This is a genomic window from Micromonospora sp. NPDC048887 (assembly GCF_040649715.1).
Taxonomy (GTDB): domain Bacteria; phylum Actinomycetota; class Actinomycetes; order Mycobacteriales; family Micromonosporaceae; genus Micromonospora.
Genome location: NZ_JBEZGA010000008.1, coordinates 37,179 through 55,968, shown reverse-complemented (window position 1 = coordinate 55,968; position 18,790 = coordinate 37,179). Strand labels below are relative to the sequence as shown.

15 protein-coding genes and 1 pseudogene are annotated in these 18,790 nt (G+C 69.4%); 6 read left to right on the top strand and 10 right to left on the bottom strand.

The features are described from left to right. Nucleotides 1–132 precede the first annotated feature (132 nt). Nucleotides 133–489: a YkvA family protein gene (locus tag AB0C17_RS14655; RefSeq protein WP_357381709.1), complete on the top strand. Its 357-nt coding sequence runs from the start codon at nucleotides 133–135 to the stop codon at nucleotides 487–489. Between the two features lie 76 nt (nucleotides 490–565). Further along, nucleotides 566–1,936, top strand: a complete 1,371-nt coding sequence (locus AB0C17_RS14650; protein ID WP_357381711.1) for a cystathionine beta-synthase — start codon at nucleotides 566–568, stop codon at nucleotides 1,934–1,936. A gap of 91 nt (nucleotides 1,937–2,027) precedes the next feature. On the opposite strand, the gene AB0C17_RS14645 is transcribed toward AB0C17_RS14650, so the two are convergent. From AB0C17_RS14645 to AB0C17_RS14620, 6 genes and pseudogenes are all read right to left on the bottom strand, one after another. Next, nucleotides 2,028–2,537 (bottom strand): GNAT family N-acetyltransferase, encoded by a 510-nt coding sequence (locus AB0C17_RS14645; protein ID WP_357381713.1) that lies wholly within the window; start codon nucleotides 2,535–2,537, stop codon nucleotides 2,028–2,030. Then, entirely contained in the window at nucleotides 2,534–3,463 is a 930-nt protein-coding gene (locus AB0C17_RS14640; RefSeq protein ID WP_262012498.1) for a ribonuclease Z, read from the bottom strand. The genes AB0C17_RS14645 and AB0C17_RS14640 overlap by 4 nt, the downstream gene beginning before the upstream one ends. Before the next feature lie 309 nt (nucleotides 3,464–3,772). Beyond that, nucleotides 3,773–4,957, bottom strand: a complete 1,185-nt coding sequence (locus AB0C17_RS14635; RefSeq protein ID WP_262012497.1) for an osmoprotectant NAGGN system M42 family peptidase — start codon at nucleotides 4,955–4,957, stop codon at nucleotides 3,773–3,775. After that, entirely contained in the window at nucleotides 4,954–6,792 is a 1,839-nt protein-coding gene (ngg, locus tag AB0C17_RS14630) for an N-acetylglutaminylglutamine synthetase (RefSeq protein WP_357478847.1), read from the bottom strand. Before ngg ends, AB0C17_RS14635 begins: the two co-directional genes overlap by 4 nt. A 2-nt stretch (nucleotides 6,793–6,794) precedes the next feature. After that, nucleotides 6,795–8,585: an N-acetylglutaminylglutamine amidotransferase gene (locus AB0C17_RS14625; RefSeq protein WP_357478844.1), complete on the bottom strand. Its 1,791-nt coding sequence runs from the start codon at nucleotides 8,583–8,585 to the stop codon at nucleotides 6,795–6,797. A gap of 394 nt (nucleotides 8,586–8,979) precedes the next feature. Next, nucleotides 8,980–9,060: pseudogene (locus tag AB0C17_RS14620) on the bottom strand (peptide-methionine (S)-S-oxide reductase); the annotation flags it as partial. Nucleotides 9,061–9,090: 30 nt separating this feature from the next. Between AB0C17_RS14620 and AB0C17_RS14615 the strand changes: the two are divergent. Continuing rightward, nucleotides 9,091–10,731 carry a recombinase family protein gene (locus AB0C17_RS14615; protein WP_357478842.1) on the top strand — a complete coding sequence of 547 codons (1,641 nt, stop codon included), beginning with the start codon at nucleotides 9,091–9,093 and terminating at the stop codon, nucleotides 10,729–10,731. 416 nt (nucleotides 10,732–11,147) lie between these two features. Here AB0C17_RS14615 and AB0C17_RS14610 read toward each other — a convergent pair whose 3' ends face one another. Continuing rightward, nucleotides 11,148–13,997, bottom strand: a complete 2,850-nt coding sequence (locus tag AB0C17_RS14610; RefSeq protein ID WP_357478839.1) for a DNA methyltransferase — start codon at nucleotides 13,995–13,997, stop codon at nucleotides 11,148–11,150. A gap of 433 nt (nucleotides 13,998–14,430) precedes the next feature. After that, on the bottom strand, nucleotides 14,431–14,613 hold the full coding sequence (locus AB0C17_RS14605; protein WP_357478836.1) for a hypothetical protein: 183 nt from the start codon (nucleotides 14,611–14,613) through the stop codon (nucleotides 14,431–14,433). A 205-nt stretch (nucleotides 14,614–14,818) separates the two neighbouring features. Here AB0C17_RS14605 and AB0C17_RS14600 point away from each other — a divergent pair, with 205 nt between their 5' ends. Continuing rightward, on the top strand, nucleotides 14,819–15,034 hold the full coding sequence (locus AB0C17_RS14600; protein WP_184534184.1) for a winged helix-turn-helix domain-containing protein: 216 nt from the start codon (nucleotides 14,819–14,821) through the stop codon (nucleotides 15,032–15,034). A gap of 48 nt (nucleotides 15,035–15,082) precedes the next feature. On the opposite strand, the gene msrA is transcribed toward AB0C17_RS14600, so the two are convergent. Both msrA and AB0C17_RS14590 read right to left on the bottom strand, forming a co-directional pair. After that, nucleotides 15,083–15,745 carry a peptide-methionine (S)-S-oxide reductase MsrA gene (gene msrA, locus AB0C17_RS14595; protein ID WP_357478832.1) on the bottom strand — a complete coding sequence of 221 codons (663 nt, stop codon included), beginning with the start codon at nucleotides 15,743–15,745 and terminating at the stop codon, nucleotides 15,083–15,085. 76 nt (nucleotides 15,746–15,821) lie between these two features. Then, nucleotides 15,822–16,235: an HIT family protein gene (locus AB0C17_RS14590; RefSeq protein WP_357470188.1), complete on the bottom strand. Its 414-nt coding sequence runs from the start codon at nucleotides 16,233–16,235 to the stop codon at nucleotides 15,822–15,824. A gap of 255 nt (nucleotides 16,236–16,490) precedes the next feature. Between AB0C17_RS14590 and AB0C17_RS14585 the strand changes: the two genes are divergently transcribed. Further along, nucleotides 16,491–17,537, top strand: coding sequence for a hypothetical protein (locus AB0C17_RS14585; protein WP_357381728.1), 1,047 nt, complete (start codon nucleotides 16,491–16,493; stop codon nucleotides 17,535–17,537). A 98-nt stretch (nucleotides 17,538–17,635) separates the two neighbouring features. Beyond that, entirely contained in the window at nucleotides 17,636–18,778 is a 1,143-nt protein-coding gene (locus tag AB0C17_RS14580; RefSeq protein WP_357381730.1) for a cystathionine gamma-synthase, read from the top strand. Nucleotides 18,779–18,790: the final 12 nt, after the last annotated feature.

Sequence of the window (18,790 nt, the reverse complement as noted above, 5' to 3'; positions counted from 1 at the left end):
AGTATCGCGCCGGTACGACCACTGCTGTCCGTGATCGGATGGCTGGGCGACGCCCGGAATGGGTACCGGTGGGGTAGCGGGCGCGGACTTGCCACCGGGCCGCACCATGGTCGAGCGGAGAGGGGCGACATCATGGGGAAGACGTTGAAGCGCAGCGCCGCGTTCGCCGCGCTGGCCCGGGCGCTGGCGGCGGGCACGCGGGGCGGGCCGTCGCTCGGGGCCCGGCTGGCGGCGCTGCCGCGGATGATCCGCGCGACCACCCGGGGCGAGTACGACGGTGGCCTGCGCCTGGCGCTGATGGCCGGGGCGACGGCGTACATCGTCTCGCCGATCGATCTGCTGCCGGAGATCCCACTGGCCATCTTCGGGCTGGCCGACGACGCGGTCATGGTCACCTGGCTGGCCGGCAGCGTGCTCGCCGAGACCGAGCGGTTCCTGGAGTGGGAGACGCGTCGCAGCTCCGTCATCCCGGGGCATGTGGTGCCCTGAGGGCACGTACGCTGGTCGGCGAACTGACGGCTGACCGACCGCCCCACGACGGCGGCGCGACGAAGGGCACAACGAGGTGCAGTACTACGACAACGTCGTCGAGCTGATCGGCAACACCCCGCTGGTCCGCCTGCGCAACGTCACCGAGGGCATCCAGGCCACCGTGCTGGCGAAGGTGGAGTACGTCAACCCGGGCGGCTCGGTCAAGGACCGGATCGCCCTGCGCATGGTGGAGGACGCCGAGAAGGCGGGCATCCTCGGGCCGGGCGGCACGATCGTGGAGCCGACCAGCGGCAACACGGGCGTCGGGCTGGCCCTGGTGGCCCAGCTGCGGGGCTACCGCTGCGTCTTCGTCTGCCCCGACAAGGTCAGCCAGGACAAGCAGGACGTGCTGCGCGCGTACGGCGCCGAGGTGGTGGTCTGCCCGACCGCCGTGGCGCCGGAGGACCCGCGCTCCTACTACAACGTCTCCGACCGGCTGGCCCGGGAGATCCCCGGCGCGTGGAAGCCCAACCAGTACAGCAACCCGGCCAACCCGCGTTCGCACTACGAGACCACCGGCCCGGAGCTGTGGCGGCAGACCGAGGGGAAGATCACCCACTTCGTCGCGGGCGTCGGCACCGGCGGCACCATCTCCGGCATCGGCCGCTACCTCAAGGAGGCGTCCGAGGGCCGGGTCAGGGTGATCGGCGCGGACCCGGAGGGCTCGGTCTACTCGGGTGGCACCGGCCGTCCGTACCTGGTCGAGGGCGTCGGCGAGGACTTCTGGCCGGAGACGTACGACCGGCAGATCGCCGACGAGATCGTCGAGGTGTCGGACAAGGAGTCCTTCGAGATGACCCGCCGGCTGGCCCGCGAGGAGGGCCTGCTGGTGGGCGGCTCCTGCGGCATGGCGGTGGTGGGTGCGCTGGAGGTGGCCCGCAAGGCCGGCCCGGACGACGTGATCGTGGTGCTGCTGCCGGACGGCGGCCGTGGCTACCTGTCGAAGATCTTCAACGACAAGTGGATGGCCCGGTACGGCTTCCTCGACGAATCGGGCACCGAGCCGACCGTCGCCGACGCGCTCGCCGACAAGCCCGGTGGCCTGCCCGAGCTGGTGCACGTGCACCCGACCGAGACGGTCCGCGACGCGATCGACTACATGCGCGAGTACGGCGTCTCCCAGCTGCCGGTGCTGAAGGCCGAGCCGCCGGTGGTGACCGGTGAGGTGGCCGGCTCGATCGCCGAGAAGGACCTGCTCGACGCCCTGTTCACCGGCCAGGCGCACCTGCACGACACGATCGAGCGGCACATGGGCGAGCCGCTGCCGATGATCGGCGGCGGCCAGCCGGTGAGCGAGGCGGTCGGGCTGCTGGAGAAGGCGGACGCGGCGCTGGTGCTTGTCGACGGCAAGCCCAAGGGCGTGCTGACCCGCCAGGACCTGCTGGCCCACCTGGGCGCCCGCTGACCCTCCGCGTTGTAAGGAAGGGCCCCCTATTAACACCCGGTGTTAACAAGGGGCCCTTCCTCTACCGGAGGCGTTAATAGGGGGCCCTTCCTTACACCAGGCGGGCGTAGCGGAGCTGGGGGACGAGCGCCGCGCCGATGTGCTCGTCCCGCTGCTCACCGGTGGCGGCCCAGCCGCCACGCTCGTAGAAGCGGCGCGCGGCGGCGTTGTCCCGCAGCACCCACAGCGCCGCCCGGGTCCACCCCCGTGCCCGCATCGCGTCGAGCGCGTCCACCATCAGCGCCCGGCCGGTGCCCCGGCCCCGCTCGGACGGCTCCAGGTGGATCGCGTTGAGCAGCCCGGTCGCCGGATCGCCCTCGTCGTCCGGCCCGAGGTAGCTGAACCCCACCAGCCGCCCGTCCCGCTCGGCCACCGTCATCCGGTGGTCAGCGCCTTCCCAGGTCAGCCGCTCCACCCAGTAGCGGCCCATCGCCGCGGGCGTCGGGTCGGTCAGCGCCTCGGGCGGCAGGAACGACGAGTACGCCGCCACCCGGGAGCGCTGGTGCAGGGCGCCGACCGCCATCAGGTCGGCCTCGGTCGCGGAACGTAGGGAGATCGTCACCCGGGCGACGGTACCCGTCGGGGCGGCACCTGTACCGTCTGAAGATCCTCGGCGATCACCAGATCACCGGAGAAGTGCTCGCGGGCCTCGTCGTGGAAGCGGCGCGGGTCGGCGTACCGCTGGGAGAAGTGGGTGAGCACGAGCGTCCGTACCCCCGACTCGGCCGCCACCCGCGCGGCCTGGCCGGCGGTGAGGTGGCCGACCTCGGCGGCGAGTGCCGCCTCCGACTCCAGGAACGTCGACTCGATCACCAGCAGGTCGGCGTGCTCGGCCAGCGCGTACACGCCGTCGCAGAGCCCGGTGTCCATCACGAACGCGAACCGCTGCCCCGGGCGGGTCACGCTCACCTCGTCCCGGGTCACGCGGCGCCCGTCGCGGTCCAGGTGGCCGTCGCGCAGCAGCTGCCCCACGTCCGGACCGGCGATGCCGTACGCGGCCAGCCGCTCCGGCAGCATCCGGCAGCCGTCCGGCTCGACCAGCCGGTACCCGTACGTCTCGATCGGGTGCCGCAGCCGGCGGGCCTCCAGCGTGCCGACGCCCAGCGTGATCCGCTGCCCGTCGGTGTCGATCGGCTCGACTGCCAGTTCGGCGGTCTCGTAGAAGCTGGACGCGTGGCGCAGCCGGGCGAAGTACTCGGCGCCGCCGGCCGGGAAGTGCACCGCCACCGGACGCGGTACGCGGTCCAGCGAGAGCCGCTGGATCATGCCGGGCAGGCCGAGGCAGTGGTCGCCGTGGAAGTGGGTGACGCAGATCCGGGTCAGGTCGGTGGCGGTGATCCCGGTGTGCAGCATCTGGCGCTGGCTGCCCTCGCCCGGGTCGAAGAGGATCACCTCGTCGTCCCAGCGCAGCAGGTAGCCGTTGTGGTTGCGTTGCCGGGTCGGGGCCTGGCTGGCCGTACCGAGCACCACCAGCTCACGCATGGACACGGCATCCTCCGAAAGGCAAAAAGCGACCCCCGGGGCTTCCGCGCTCGCGCGCGGGCCGGCTGGACTGGGCCGGCACCCCGGGGGTCGGGTGGCTGTCGTGGTTTCGCCGCACCGCTGCCACACGGTCTCGACGATCCTGCAGGTGCCCGCCTCGCGGCGGGCGAGTTTTCACTGTCGAGGACAGCGGCTAGCGGACAGCCACCTCACGAGTCCGATTGCTATACAAGTCTGGACCACCTCCTTTCCCGTGTACCGCCACGCTATCCACTTCGCGGCGGCCGCGGCAACGGATTTCGATCACAGGCCCGGTCAGTCCAGGCCGATCGGGCCCTCGCGCGGGCCGTCCTCGTTCGCCGGCTGCACGGCCAGCGACGGGAAGTCGGCCAGGTCGCCCTCCGGCTCGGCGTCCCACTCCGGGAAGACCAGCGGGCTCTGGAGGTAGAGGCAGAGCAGCTGGGTGAGCTGGTGCAGGCCGTCGAGGTGGGTGCGCTCGTGGCCGTGGGTGGCGTCCACGCCGAACCCGAGCAGCGCCACCCGGGCGTGCGCCCCGGCCTCGACCGCGGCGGCCACGTCCGAGCGGTAGTAGTCGAACACGTCCCGGACCAGGTCGACGCCGTGCTCCTTGGCGATCGAGGCGAGGTTGCGGGTCAGGTGGTAGTCGAACGGGCCGACGCCGTCGCCCATCGCCAGCGTGGCGGCGGTCTCCCGGGACTGCTGGCCCGGCGCGACCACCGCCGCGTCCACCGAGACGATCTCCGCGACGTCCGGGTCCAGGCCGTGGCTGGCGCCGTGGCCGATCTCCTCGGTGACGGTGACCAGCAGGTGCGCGGTGACCGCCGGGGTGATCCCGGCGTCGACCATCGCCTTGAACGCGGTCAGCACCGCCGCCACGCCCGCCTTGTCGTCCAGGTGCCGGGACTTGACGTACCCGTTCGGAGTGATCGTGGGGTTGGGCAGGAACGCCACGAAGTCCCCGGCGTCGATGCCGAGCGCCCGCAGCCCGGCCTCGTCGTGCACGGGCTCGTCCACCCGCACCTCGACCAGCTCCCAGCCGACGCCCTGGAGGTCGACCGCCTCGTTGTAGCGGTGGCCGCTCGCCTTCAGCGGCAGCACCTGGCCGGTGACGACCCGCTCCAGGTCGTCGGTGAAGATCCGCACGTGGGCGCCCTCGGCGAAGCGGGCGCTGTGCGTACCGATCGGGTTGACCTCCAGCCGGCCGTTCTCCTTGAGCCGCTTCACCATGCCGCCGATGGTGTCGGTGTGCACCACCACGGCCCGGTCTGCGCCGGTCGACCGGGGGCCGGGCAGACAGGCGCTCAGCGCCCCGCGACGGGTCAGCGTGGAGCTGATCCCGATCGCGGAGAGCCGCTCGCCCACGTACTGCTGGATGTGGTCGGTGCGCCCCGACGGGCTGGGGATCTCCAGCAGCTCCACCAGCACCTGGCGGAGGTAGTCGAGGTCGAGCTTGAGCGGTTGGGGCTTGCGTGCGGTCATGCCCCAGAGCTTGCCGCACCGGCCGGCGACCAGAGTCGCTGCGGTGCCCGGGTACCCGGGAAGAGCAGGTCGACGAAGCGCTCGGCGGTCGGCTGCGGCTCGTGGTTGGCCAGTCCGGGGCGCTCGTTCGCCTCGATGAACACGTGTTCCGGCTGGTCCGGGGCGGGGACCAGCAGGTCCAGCCCGGTGACCGGGATGTCCAGCGCCCGGCTCGCCGTGACGCACGCCTCGGCGATCGACGGGTGCAGCTCGGCGGTCACGTCGTGGATCGTGCCGCCGGTGTGCAGGTTGGCCGTCCGCCGGACCGCCAGCACCTCGCCCTCCGGCAGCACGTCGTGCATCCGGTACCCGGCCTCCGCCACCACCTCGCGGGTCATGTCGTCGACCGGGATGCGGGACTCGCCGCCGGTGGCGGCGGCCCGGCGGCGGCTCTGCCGCTCGATCAGCTCGGTGATGTCGTGCACGCCGTCGCCGGTGATCTGCGCCGGCCGGCGCACCGCCGCGGCGACCACCTCGTGGTCGATCACCACGACCCGCAGGTCCTCGCCCGCGCGCAGCTCCTCGATCAGCACGTCCGGGCAGAACCGGCGGGCCAGCTCGACGGCCGCGGTCAGGGCCTCCGGCGTACGCACGCCGACGGTGATGCCGTTGCCCTGCTCGCCCCGCGCCGGCTTGACCACCACCGGGCCCACGTCGTTCAGGAACGCCACGTCGTCGGGCTCGCCGGTGGCGGTACGCCCGCGCGGCACCGACAGCCCCGCCTCGGTGAGGATGCGCCGGGTCACCCGCTTGTCGTCGCAGCGGCTCATCGCCACCGCCGAGGTCAGCTCCGACAGCGACTCGCGGGTGTGGATGGTGCGGCCGCCGGTGGTCAGCTTCAGCTCACCCCAGTGCGGGTCGGTCACCTCCACCCGGATGCCGCGGCGCATCGCCTCGTCCGCGACGATCTTCGCGTACGGGTTCAGCTCGTCGTACCCCTCCGGCATGGCGGGCAGGAACAGGCGCTCGTTGATCGGGTTCTTCCGCTTGACGCAGAGCGTGCCGGTGCGGTGGAAGCCGAGGCGCTCGTACAGCCGGATCGCACCCGAGTTCTCGGCCAGCACGGACAGGTCCACGAACGCCCGGCCGCGCTCGTCGAGCCGGTCCGCGAGCGCGGTCAGCAGCGCCTGCCCGGTGCCGGGCGGGGCGGTGTTGAAGTCGACGGTCAGGCACCACAGGCTGGCGCCGTTCTCCGGGTCCCCGAAGACCGCGACGTGGTCCACGCCGGTGATGGTGCCGACCACCTCGCCCGTGGCGTCCTCGGCGACGAGGTGCAGGAACCGGTCCGTGCCCGCGTTGTCCACCAGCACCTCGACCGGTGCGGTGACCATGCCGTTGCGCGCGTAGATCCGGTTCACCGCCTCGGCGTCGGCGGCGTCACGCAACCGCCGGACGGTCAGCCCGGGCACCTCGCCGCCCTCGGTGGCGGCGGGCCGCTTCTCACCCAGCGGCAGCCGGTACGTCAGCGACGGGTCGATGAACAGCTCGTCCGGCAGCCGGGACACCAGCACGTGCGGATCGCGCAGGTAGATGCAGATGTCCCGGGCGCCGACCGCCTCGGAGCGCAGCACGTCGGCCACGTGCACCTGGTCGTCGAACGTCTGCCCGAACACCAGCCGGCCCCAGCCGCAGTCCAGCACCACGCCCGAGGCGTCGGTGGACGCGGTCTCCGGCTGCCGCGGCTCCGGCGTACCCGGTGCGACCGGGTCACCGCCGGGGCCGATGCGTTCCCGGCGGCGCCCCAGCACCCGTTCCCGGTCGGTACGCGCCGTTCCGGTGGCGAGGGTGTCCGTCACGGTCAGTCGATTCCGTGGCTCTGGAGCCACATTTCCAGGAGTCCCAGTTGCCACAGCTTGTTTCCGTTCAACGGGGTCAGTTCGGCATTCGGGTCGGCGAGCAGCGCGTCGACGTAGTCGGCGCGGAACAGGTCACGACGGCGCGCCTCCGGTGCGGTGAGGGCGTCGCGTACCCGGTCGAGGAGCTTGCCCTCCAGGTGGGTGAGGCCGGGCACCGGGAAGTAGCCCTTGGGCCGGTCGATGACCTCGTGTGGCAGGACCCGCCGGCCGATCTCCTTGAGCACGCCCTTGCCGCCCTGGGCCAGCTTCAGCTCCGGCGGGCAGCTCGCGGCGAGCTCGACGAACTCGTGGTCGAGGAACGGCACGCGGGCCTCCAGCCCGTGTGCCATGGTCATGTTGTCGACCCGCTTCACCGGGTCGTCGGTCAGCATGACCTGGGTGTCGATCCGCAGGCCGGCGTCCACGGCGGTCTGCGCGCCCGGGCGGCCCAGGTGCGCGGCCACGAACTCCCGCGCCGGGTCGCCGTCGGCCAGCCACGCCGGGTTGAGCACCCGGGCCAGTCCGGCCGCGTCGCGGTCGAAGAACGCCTTCGCGTACGTCTCGAGCGCCTGCTCCCGGTCCACCCCCGCCAGCGGCGGGTACCAGTGGTAGCCGCCAAGGATCTCGTCCGCGCCCTGGCCCGACTGCACCACCTTGACGTGCCGCGCGACCTCCTGGCTGAGCAGCCAGAACGCGACGCAGTCGTGGCTGACCATGGGCTCGCTCATGGCCGAGACGGCGGCCTCCAGCGGCGGCAGCAGGTCGCCGGTGGGCACCCGGATCTGGTGGTGGTCGGTGCCGAACGTCTTCGCCACCAGGTCGGAGTAGACGAACTCGTCGCCCTCCCGGCCGCCGACGGCGTCGAAGCCGATGGAGAACGTGGCCAGGCCGGAGCGGGCCTGCCCCTCGCCGGCGAGCAGCGCGACGACCAGGCTGGAGTCGAGGCCGCCGGAGAGCAGCACGCCCACCGGCACGTCGGCCACCATGCGGCGGCGTACGGCGGTGGTCAGCGAGTCGAGCAGCGCGTCCTGCCAGTCCCGCTCGGACCAGCCGGCCCGCTCGGCGGCACGGCCGAACGTCGGGTCCCAGTAGACCCGCTCGTGGGTGGAGCCGTCCGCCTCGTACACCCGGACCGTGGCCGGCGGCAGCTTGGTGACGCCGGCCAGGATGGTGCGCGGCGGCGGCACGATGCTGTGGAAGCTCAGGTAGTGGGCGAGCGCCACCCGGTCGATGGTGGTGTCGATGCCGCCACCGGCGAGCAGCGCCGGCAGGGTCGAGGCGAACCGGACCACGCCGGGGCTCTCGGCCAGGTAGAGCGGCTTGATGCCGAGGCGGTCCCGGGCCAGCACCAGGCGGCCGGTGTCGCGTTCGCTGATCGCCACCGCGAACATGCCGATCAGGTGGTCGACGAAGTCGAGCCCCCACTCGGCGTACGCCTTGATCACGACCTCGCTGTCACCGGACGAGAAGAACCGGTGGCCCTTGGCCTGAAGCTCGGCACGCAGCTCCCGGTAGTTGTAGATGCAGCCGTTGAAGACACCGGTGAGTCCGGCGGCGGCGTCAACGATGGGTTGGCCGCTCGCCGCGGACAGGTCGATGATCTTCAGGCGCCGGTGTCCCAGCGCGGTCGGGCCCTGCGACCAGACGCCGCTGTCGTCGGGCCCTCGGTCACTCATCGTGGCCGCCATCCGCTCCACGGCCGAGACGTCGGCGCGTGAACCGTCACGACGGAACTCTCCCGCAAGTCCGCACATACGAGCCAATGCTGCCAGAGCTTGTTGCGGTTCGCCTGTTGAGACGATGACGAACGTGTGACAGCTTGCTACCATGCGCCCCCACGAAGGGGGGTCGCCTCCTGTGGTGTTCTTCCGTGCCTGTCGGCGGCTGATGTCCGACCTCGTCCCACCGGGAGACGTGAGGTAAATCCCAACCGCTCATCGAAGCGACCCCGCATCCGGCCCGGCTGTGCCGGGTCGTACCTGCTGTTGCACGACCACTTCAGGTGCTGCGGCAGGTCCACGGCCCCTCGGTGGGCGCGCGAAGAATCTCCGGGCGATCGGGGCACGATGACCGGCTTGGCATACCCGGTCGGGCATGCGCCGTCCATCGTGCCCTCCTCGTCGTCGGATCCAGACTGACGACCCAGGCCTAGCCCGCGGTACGGGCCACGCCGACCGGGCAGGACATCCCGTTCGGCCCGTGGTTGCAGTAGCCGTTCGGGTTCTTCGTTCCTGGCGAAGGATGTACTACTGTGAGACCATGACCACCGCCCGCCCCGCCGCCTACGTCCGGCAGTCGACCGCCCGCGCGAACAAGTCCGAGGCATCCCCGGCAACCCAACGCACCGCGACCACTGAGCGCGCCAACCACGACCACCCTGGCGCAACCGTCCGCATGTTCGAGGACATCGACCGATCCGGCTTCCAAGCCGGCGTCGTTCGTGAGGCGTACGACCAGATGGTGGCGGCGATCAAGGCTGGCGAGATTACGCACCTGTATGTCTTCTACGTCTCCCGACTAACCCGCCAGGACCCGCGCATTGCCCTAGCCGAATGGCTGCCGCTGCTCGCCGGTGGCCTGACCATCGTCAGCATCACCGAGGGGACATTCGGCCCGGACAACACGATGGACCTGATCCACCTTCTGTTGCGCATGGACGCCGCGCACACAGAATCAAAGAACAAGTCGGCAGCCGTGAAAGCCGCAAAGGCACTCGCGCACGCGGCCGGGGGCCACGTCGGGAACCCGCCCTTCGGATTCCGCACCGTCGAGCGGATGGCCCGGACCCCGGCCGGCGAGCCGGTCGCCATCCGCGTCCTGGTCATCGAGCCGACCGAGGCCCGCGCGCTTCGGGTGGCCGTGCGTGCCGTCCTGCTCGGTCACGCCGTGCACGCCGTGGCCCGTTACTTCGACCGCCGAGGCATCCGCACGCGCGGCGCGACGGTGGGCCGATCCCGCGCGTCGGGTGCCTGGTCGGACCGGAACCTAAACCAACGCCTGCGAGACCCCCGCATTGCTGGCCTGCCGGCCGTCGCCGTGCTCGATGACCGGGGCAACACGGTCGGCTACCGCACCGCGTACGACATGGAAGACGCCCGCGTGCTGCCACCGCCGGCCGAGCCGATCATTACCACCGATGAGTTCTGGCGTCTGCAAGCCATCCTCACCGGCCGCACCCGGCCGCCGTGCCAGTCGGCCGACGGGCCGGCCCTGCTCTCAGGTCTGGGCATCCTGTGGTGTGAGTGCGGGTACCGGATGAAGGCGCGTCGGTTCGTCGCAAACGCCACCCTGGCAAATCGCGACGCCTACATGTGCACCGCCCCGGCGGGCCGGCACTCCAACACAATCAGCCTGACCGCCCTCGATGGCTGGGTCCGCATGCGGATCGACCGCCTGCTCAGCTCGATCGATCCGGCCGACGAGGACCAGACCACCGCCTCGATCCTGGCCGAGGCGACCCGCCGCTACGGCGCAGCGACGGCGACCCCGGAGACCGCCGTGCAGCGGGCCGCCGTGTCCGCCGAGCTGGCCGACGCATCCGCCGCCCTCGACCAGCAATCCGAGGCTCTGGGGACCGCCACGGGTGCCGCCGCCGCTGCGCTTACCCGCGCCGTAACGGCGACCGGTGCCCGCGTCGATGCTCTGTCCGCCCGCCTGGCCGAGCTGGACGAGCAGGCCACCGCCAAGCTGCCGCTGGACCTCTGGACGTCCAGCGCCTACGGCGACGAGCGGACATGGTGGGACGATGCCACGGTGGGGGAGCGGCGCGACTTCGTGACCCTGTTCGTTGACCGGATCACGGTTCGCCGTGCGGCATCGAAGGGTGGCCGCCCGACGAAGGCCGATCCGTGGGGCACCGTGAACGCCCGCGTAACGCTGGATTGGGCCGGCACTACATAGGTCGCACGCCCCCGTCCCGCCAAGCGTCAACAAGCGGCCCGGTACGTGCTCCGTAGCGGGCCGCTGTGCGTCCGGCGGTCAGCTCGCCCAGGTGCTCCACGATGCCCAGGGCCCGACACCCGTGGCACCTGGACAGTCCGCACGGCCGGCAGCGTGGCGTACAGCCCGTTTCCGATGCCATCCCGCCGTAACGAAAACCGCCGGCTGCACGCCCGCGTACGCGAGGCCATAAGCCGCCGGGGGCGCGCATGAGCCACCGGCCGACCCCGCCCACGAGATCGACCGACCCGAGCCGATTCGACCGGTCAAATGACCGCCCCGACGCTGGCCGCCCGGCGCTGCCCCGGCTGGGATCGGAAGCTGCCGCCGGCCGCGTTCGGCCGCGACGGACGCAGGACCGAACTAGTTTTTGGTGATCAGGAGAGGGTCGGTGCCTCAAGCCGGTAATCCGTTGATCGGCAACCATCAAGACCGGAGGGGCCTGGCCCTCGGGCAGCATCGGGATCTGCCGCCAACGTCTGATTGAGTGCGAGCAGCTGCGTGAGGGTGTCTTCGTTGGGGTCTAGCTGATAAGCCTTTATGACTGCGGCATCCAGTGCAACGTGAGCCTCTCTAAGGACATTCTTTCCAGGGCGGCGCAAGGAATCATACTGTGAACTCAGGCTAACCCCGCGTTCCAAGAATTTCGAGCGCACAGCGATGATGTCTTCGACCGCCTTGACGATCGAATCAACATCCTGCCGTGTCGGCGACTGCGGCCACGGAAAAGAGTCCCAGACCGTGGTTGGGGTATAACGTGGATCACCTTTGAAGGTGGAACACCGCGCGTCCAACCACGTCCTGTGAATCGAACTGGAAAGAATGCCAAAAGAATAATCGTCGTCGAGCGCGAACACAGAGAGCGCGTCCCCAGGATGAACGTCCGCCGATACGAACACGAATACGGTCATCCTGTTTTGAGTGGCGTGGCGGCTGGTTGCGATGTAGCGATCGGACTGCTGTATTGCGGTCAACATATCTGAGCGTCGGCGCCAGAGGTGCCACCATCGACTCATAAACCGTTGATGCTGGAGTTCGGGCTTGAATGCGGCATCCTTCGCGACTCCGCTCTCATTGGCTGCCTTTTCTCGTTCAACCAGAGCTTGCCTCTTGGGGAGTACATTCTCTTCTAGGTAAGACATGGCGCCAGCAGCAGACGTCCTGGCATCCAACACGTCATCTGTGGAGACGTCAATAACCCAGCGGTCTATCACTGGCTTATCGAGCATCTCGTTTCCCCCAAGGAACGGAAAGATGACGTCCTCGCTGCCAGGGTCCTTCCTCACAAGCGACACCGCCGTGGGAGTGTCGAGGATGTAACCTATTCCTTTAGTTATTCCGGGCGTTTGCCCCTGGAAACATAGTTGCGGCCGCTGATTCTTCGGGAGAGCTTTTGCGTGCCGAACGTCAACCCGGGAAGAAAGCGAACTAGAAATATAGTCAGTCTCAAGGTACAACTCGCCGTTACTGATCCAAAGCTTCTTCTTTCCCGGATCGATTCCTTTGGTCCAGTTCACGATGGAGATGTGGACAGCGGCATCTCCGCTCCATGGCTTGCTTGATACCGCTTCCACAATCACGCCATCGTTGTCTACGATATAATCGAGAGACGCTTTCCGGGAGTCGTTCTCACGGATCGCTGCTGTGGCCACCAGGCCGGCACGGCGCTGATCTGGCAGGTGGTCATGCGATTTTTGAAACCAATAGGTTACAAAGTTCGACACGCCGCCGATTTGCGGGTATGCGCGAGCAAGCCGCTGTGTGTAATCACTTCCGAGTTCGCCGGCCATATCTCGCCGCGCTACGAATGGCGGATTCCCGATGATCGCATCAACCTGGGGCCACGGGGAAAAAAGCGCGTCGGCGTGGACGATCGTGTTGTCCAAGTTGTCCAGCGGCAGCACTTGCTGGGCATCCCCGAACTCGTCTGCTGCTAGTTTCTTGGCGAGCATCATCGTTACCTTGGCAATTTCAACGGCGAACGCGTTGTTGTCGATGCCATGGAAGTTGTCAGGAGCCACATAGGCTAGGCGGCTCTGTGCGGCAATCTCGCTAGAACGGCGCCGCTCATTGATCATGTCAAGGGCTTCTCGTTCCAAGCGCCGCATCTCACGGTAGGCAACGTAGAGAAAATTCCCCGATCCGCAAGCGGGATCAAGCACACGGTAGGAAAACATCTCTGCCAGAAGCTTCTCGATTTCCGCGATCGAGCTTACCTTATTCAGCCGGTCGCGCCACGGAGTGACGATGGTGGGTATTACTACACTGGCGATATCGGTCTGGCTAGTGAAATGAGCGCCTTGCGCATGCCGTTCTCCCGCGTCCATCGACCCTTCGAACAAGGTGCCGAAGATTTCCGGGCGAACCGCAGACCAGTCCGTTGCTGCGGCATCTCGGAGCATTGATAGCTCTGCATTAGTAAGCTCAATAGGAGAAATATTAGCGAAGAGACCGCCATTGAAGTACGGTGTGCCGATGTACCGGCCTCCCTTCGTTGATCCAGGCGTATTCATCTCTCGAAACAAGCCAAAAAGGAGGTCATACGCTGATGCCCCGTTGCTGGCATCTTCCAGCGCTCGCGTGAAATATTTGCCTGGCAGCAGTCCGATGTCCTCGGCGAACATACCCATGACTGACTGCAAGACGAAGCGTTGAGCGACGGTTCTCTCGACGCCACGGTCATGCAGTCCCCGGAACAATGCGGCAACCATCCGCGCTGCGCCTCGGGTCACTGCGACTAGGTCATTATGGAAGATCGGCTTCGATTCGATCGGAAGCAAAAAGGATAGAGCATCGTGCCGTTTGGGTAGAGCTTCCAGCGAAATTCGGTCGACAGGAGCGTCTAGTTGGCTGTCGAAGTCGTAAACCCATAGCTCATCGAAGTTGCAGAGGATCACATACCGCGGTCGGTCGGGAACCGCCATAATCCAATAGTCGAAAGCCTGGCGGTAATGCTTGCTGAGATCCGTACCGGACTTCTTCATTTCTATGAGACAGCGCGGCTTCCACATGAGATCAGCGAATGCGGTGCCCCTTGAGTTGTTCTTTTTGAGCCGCATCTCAAGAGTCGCGCCAGCTTCCTTGACGCCTTCATGGCCGAATGCTTGAAAAAGGCGATCGCAGAAGACCTGTGCTTCACCCTTCTCGTCCCCACTGAGATACTCGCGCCTATAACGAACGAAGTTGTCCAGGGCCTGACGAAGGACGTTGGGGCTCGGGTTACTCACGTGGCTAGCGTAGTTATCGCCGGGCATCTGCGCTGCTGGCTGTTCAGCGATGTCGTGGGCACCGAGCGGACAATACCACCCATAGGTGCGGTCAAGCGCTGATGGCTCGTCCCGCTTGGCCCCGCTAGCGACCGGCACGGCCGGAACGCGAGGGTGGCGGTCGTAGACCGCGGCAGGCGACCGGCGTACCCATGTGCGCAGTTGACGGGTATTGAGTGAGCCCCGTCGCCTTCGCACATGGGCCACGAGCAGCTCCGATGACCTGCGGACCAGGAAAGAACGAGATCATGAGCACCGCCGTCACGGGGTCCGGCCGCCGCGACAACGCCGAGCCGGGCAGGACGCCGCCGCCCTCACGCTGTACCTCTTCCTGTCTGCTTGACCGCAGATACACGAAACCCCGGCACCTACATGGGTGCCGGGGTTTCGTCGTTCAGGCCCGCCGGCACCTCGATGCGTGCAGCTCGATCGCCTCGGCCAGTTCGGAGAGCGCCGTACATCGCTCGACCGCGACCACCTCGCCGCACTCGCCGCACTCCACCCGCCCGACCCACAACGGCCACCGCCACCCGCTGATGTCGACCGGCACCCGCAGCGGTTTCTCTTCGGACAGCATCGGCACCACCTCCAGAAACGGAACGGGACGCCCCGCCGCTTGCCAGGCGACGGGACGCCCCTCGTTATGTGCAGCGACCCCCGCCGCCTCGATGGCTACCGCCGGTCGCGCCTCTGCCCGCCAATCTAGTGCCAGCAGTGCGAGCAGGGCAATTAGTGCCAGGGGTGTAAGCAGGGCAGGCGTGGGAACGCGCGACCCTGTGCGCGTGCCGATCCCGCACACCGCCCGAGAGATCGAGGCCGACCTAACCCGCCGCATCGCTGCGGGGGAGTTCCGGCCGGGCGCGCGGTTGCCCACGTATGACGCCCTGGCCGAGGAGTACGGCAGCGCCCGCCGGACCGTCGCCCGCGCCGTGGACGCGCTCAAGGCTCGCGGCTTGGTCGTCGGGGTGCCCGGCAGCGGCACCTACGTGGCCGAGTAGCCCCGGCCGCCTGCTCCCCGCAGCGGCGACCGGGGGTGTTTTCGCTGCTCAGCCGCCCATCCGGGCGACCCCCACGGGGCATGTCATGCCGTTCGGGCCAATACCACACCATCCGTCAGGGTTCTTCGTCGGCGCCAGGTATTGCTGGTGGTAGTCCTCGGCGAAGTAGTAGTCGCCGAGCGGGGCGATCTCGGTGGTGATCTCACCCTTGCCGGCCCGGGCCACGATCGGCGCGAACGCGTCCCGCGACGCCTTGGCGGCGGCCAGCTGCTCGTCGGTGGTGGTGTAGATTGCCGAGCGGTACTGGGTGCCCACGTCGTTGCCCTGGCGCATGCCCTGGGTCGGGTCGTGGTTCTCCCAGAAGACCTTCAGCAGGTCCTCGTAGGCGATCTTCGACGGGTCGTAGACCACCTGGACCACCTCGGCGTGCCCGGTCATGCCCGAGCAGACCTCCTCGTACGTCGGGTTGGTGGTGTACCCGCCCGCGTAACCGGCGGACGTGGTGACGACGCCGGGGAGGGTCCAGAACAGCCGCTCGGCGCCCCAGAAGCAGCCCATGCCGAAGACGGCGACCTGCGCGCCCTCGGGGAACGGGCCCTTGAGCGAGGCGGGCAGCACCTCGTGCCGGTCGGCGATCGGCATCGCGATCGGGCGGCCCGGCAGGGCCTGGTCAGGAGAGATCATCTCGGCCTTCATGCGGCGGAGGAACACGGTGGGACTCCTCTCTTGGCTTTCCCAGCGTGTGCAACAGCGCCGGCCCCCGGTTCCTTACCCGCCCACGCCGCCGTCAGGCCAGCGCCGCCGAGATCCGGCCGGCGAACGTCGTCGCCTCGGCGTCGTCGGCGTACCGGGTACGCGGCCAGAAGAAGCCGCGCAGACCGTCGCCCCTGGTTCGGGGCACCACGTGGGTGTGCAGGTGCGGTACGGACTGCGACACCCGGTTGTTCATCGCCACGAACGTCCCACCGGCGCCCAGACCGGCCTCCACCGCCACGGCGATCCGCTGCACCAGCCGGAAGTAGCCGGGCAGCGCGTCGACCGGCAGATCCGACAGGGTGACCAGGTGGGGCCGGGGCACCACGAGCACGTGGCCCTTGAACACCGGCCGGGTGTCGAGGAACGCGACGCCGTCCGGCCCGTCGGTCACCCGGAAGGCGGGCACCTCGCCCGCCACGATTCCGCAGAACACGCACCCGCTCATCCGGGCAGGGTATGCCGTCCGGCCCCGCGCGCGCCGTCCGCGGCCCTGCCGCGCTGACGGGTCGCCCCCACGGCGGCGAGCGATTGTGGTAACTATTCATGAGTCTGGATCAGCACGTTCGGGGGCGATGGTGCTGACGCGCGACGGGACCGGTCCGGTCCCCGTCCGGGTGTGCTCGCCGACCGCCTCCGAGGACGGTCCGGCAGCCATCCGGCCGTGGCCACCGCCGCGGCCGACCTCGTGAAGGGAACACCCTTGCGCCTCGACAGACGCCTCGCGCCGGCCCTGGCCGCGCTCACCGGCATGCTGCTCGCCGCCGTACCCGGCGTGTCCGCCTCCGCCGCGGCCGCGCCCCGGGCCGTACCCCTGCCGATCGCCGACGCCGCCGACGTGGTCGCGGCCGGCGACCGGATCTTCGTCAGCGGCGGCCGGAACTCCACCGACGTGGTGGTGACCGCCGCGAACGGCGACCTGGTCAGCACCCTGTCCGGCCTGCCCGGCCCGACCGACCTCCAGCTCAGCGCGGACCGGCAGACGCTCTACGTGGCGTTGCCGTCGGCGAACGCGATCGCGGCGGTGAACACCGGCACCCTCACCGAGTTCGCCCGGTTCGACACCGGCGCGGCCGCCTGTCCCTCCTCGCTCGCGCTGACCGGCCGCTTCCTGTGGTTCGGTTACGGCTGCGGCGGGTGGGACGGCAACATCGGGCGGCTCGACCTGGGCCGCCAGCCGGCCGTCCTGACCACCGGCCTGGCCCGGGAGACCTACTACGGCGCGCCGCTGATGACCGCCCCCCAGCAGAACCGCACCGTGCTGCTTGTCGGCCAGCCGGGGGTCAGCCCGGCGTCGGTAGACGCCTACGCCATCGGCACCGGCGGCGCGCTCAGCTTCCTGCGGACGAACGACTTCATGGCAGTCGGCAGCAACCTGCGGGACATCGCCCTGAACCCGGCCGGCGACACGATCTACACCGCCTCCGGCGCCCCGTACGAGGTGCAGGCGTTCCCGCTCGCCGCCATCACCACCCCGACGGCGACGTTCCGGACCGGCGCCTACCCCAACGCGGTCGAGCTGACCCGGGACGGCACCCGGGTGGCCGGCGGCGCCGACGCCTCCTACGACCCGGACGTGTTCGTGTTCGGGCTGGACGGCACCGAGCAGGCCCGGTTCGAGCTGGGCGCGGACCTCGTACCCGGAGGGCTGGCCTGGTCTCCCAACGGCGCCCGGCTCTACGCGATCACCTCGGACTGGACCGGCGCCCGGCCGGCCACCCTGCACGTGTTGCCGGTACCTGCGGCTTGATCGTCCCGCGCCGCTCCCGCCATCGGGTGGGAGCGGCGCGGCACCCGCGACGGGGACATCGCGTACCGGGGGCGGACGCAGGGACTAGCCTTCCGGGCATGAGCCACGGCTTCGAGACACTCGCCATCCACGCCGGTCAGGACCCGGAGGCCCGCACCGGCGCGGTGATCCCGCCGATCTACCAGACCAGCACGTACGCCCAGGACGCCGTCGGCGCGCCCCGCGAGGGCTACGAATACAGCCGCTCCGGCAACCCCACCCGGGACGCGCTCCAGGAGTGCCTGGCCGCGCTGGAGGGTGGCCCGGTGGCGCTCGCCTTCGCCAGCGGCCTCGCCGCCGAGGACACGCTGCTGCGGACCGTCTGCAAGCCGGGCGACCACGTGGTGATCCCGGACGACGCGTACGGCGGCACCTACCGGCTGTTCGCCAAGGTGGCCGAGCGCTGGGGCCTGGCGTACACCCCGGCGAAGGTCTCCGACCCGGACGCCGTGCGGGCCGCGATCCGCCCGGGCGCCACCCGGATCGTGTGGGTGGAGACGCCGACGAACCCGCTGCTCGGCATCGCCGACCTCGCCGCGCTCGCCGCGGTGGCGCACGACGCGGGCGCGCTGCTGGTGGTCGACAACACGTTCGCCTCGCCGTACCTGCAGCAGCCGATCGCGTTCGGCGCGGACGTGGTGGTGCACTCCACCACCAAGTACGTCGGCGGGCACTCCGACGTGGTCGGCGGCGCGCTCGTCGCGGCGGACCGCGCGCTCGGCGAGGAGCTGCGCTACCACCAGAACGCGATGGGCGCGGTGAACGGCCCGTTCGACGCCTGGCTCACGCTGCGCGGCATCAAGACCCTCGGGGTACGGATGGACCGGCACTGCGACAACGCCGAGCGGATCGCGGCCTACCTGGACGGGCACGCCAAGGTCGCCCAGGTCATCTACCCGGGCCTGCCGTCGCACCCGGGCCACGAGGTGGCCGCCAAGCAGATGCGCCGCTTCGGCGGCATGATCTCGTTCCGCGCGGCGGGCGGCGAGGAGCACGCCGTCGAGATCTGCAACCGGGCCCGGCTGTTCGTGCTCGCCGAGTCGCTCGGCGGCGTCGAGTCCCTGATCGAGCACCCGGGCCGGATGACACACGCGAGTGCTGCGGGCTCGCCGCTTGAAGTTCCCGGCGATCTCGTGCGACTGTCTGTCGGCATCGAGACGGTCGACGACCTGCTCACCGATCTGGAGCAGGCCCTGGGCTGACCGCTGGCTGGG

What these genes read in the sequence shown, in the direction of transcription:
- AB0C17_RS14605 (WP_357478836.1), bottom strand. Translation starts at nt 14,613, where the DNA reads ATGCTGTCCGAAGAGAAACCGCTGCGGGTGCCGGTCGACATCAGCGGG.
- AB0C17_RS14590 (WP_357470188.1), bottom strand. Translation starts at nt 16,235, where the DNA reads ATGAGCGGGTGCGTGTTCTGCGGAATCGTGGCGGGCGAGGTGCCCGCC.
- AB0C17_RS14580 (WP_357381730.1), top strand. Translation starts at nt 17,636, where the DNA reads ATGAGCCACGGCTTCGAGACACTCGCCATCCACGCCGGTCAGGACCCG.
- AB0C17_RS14615 (WP_357478842.1), top strand. Translation starts at nt 9,091, where the DNA reads ATGACCACCGCCCGCCCCGCCGCCTACGTCCGGCAGTCGACCGCCCGC.
- AB0C17_RS14635 (WP_262012497.1), bottom strand. Translation starts at nt 4,957, where the DNA reads ATGACCGCACGCAAGCCCCAACCGCTCAAGCTCGACCTCGACTACCTC.
- AB0C17_RS14625 (WP_357478844.1), bottom strand. Translation starts at nt 8,585, where the DNA reads ATGTGCGGACTTGCGGGAGAGTTCCGTCGTGACGGTTCACGCGCCGAC.
- AB0C17_RS14655 (WP_357381709.1), top strand. Translation starts at nt 133, where the DNA reads ATGGGGAAGACGTTGAAGCGCAGCGCCGCGTTCGCCGCGCTGGCCCGG.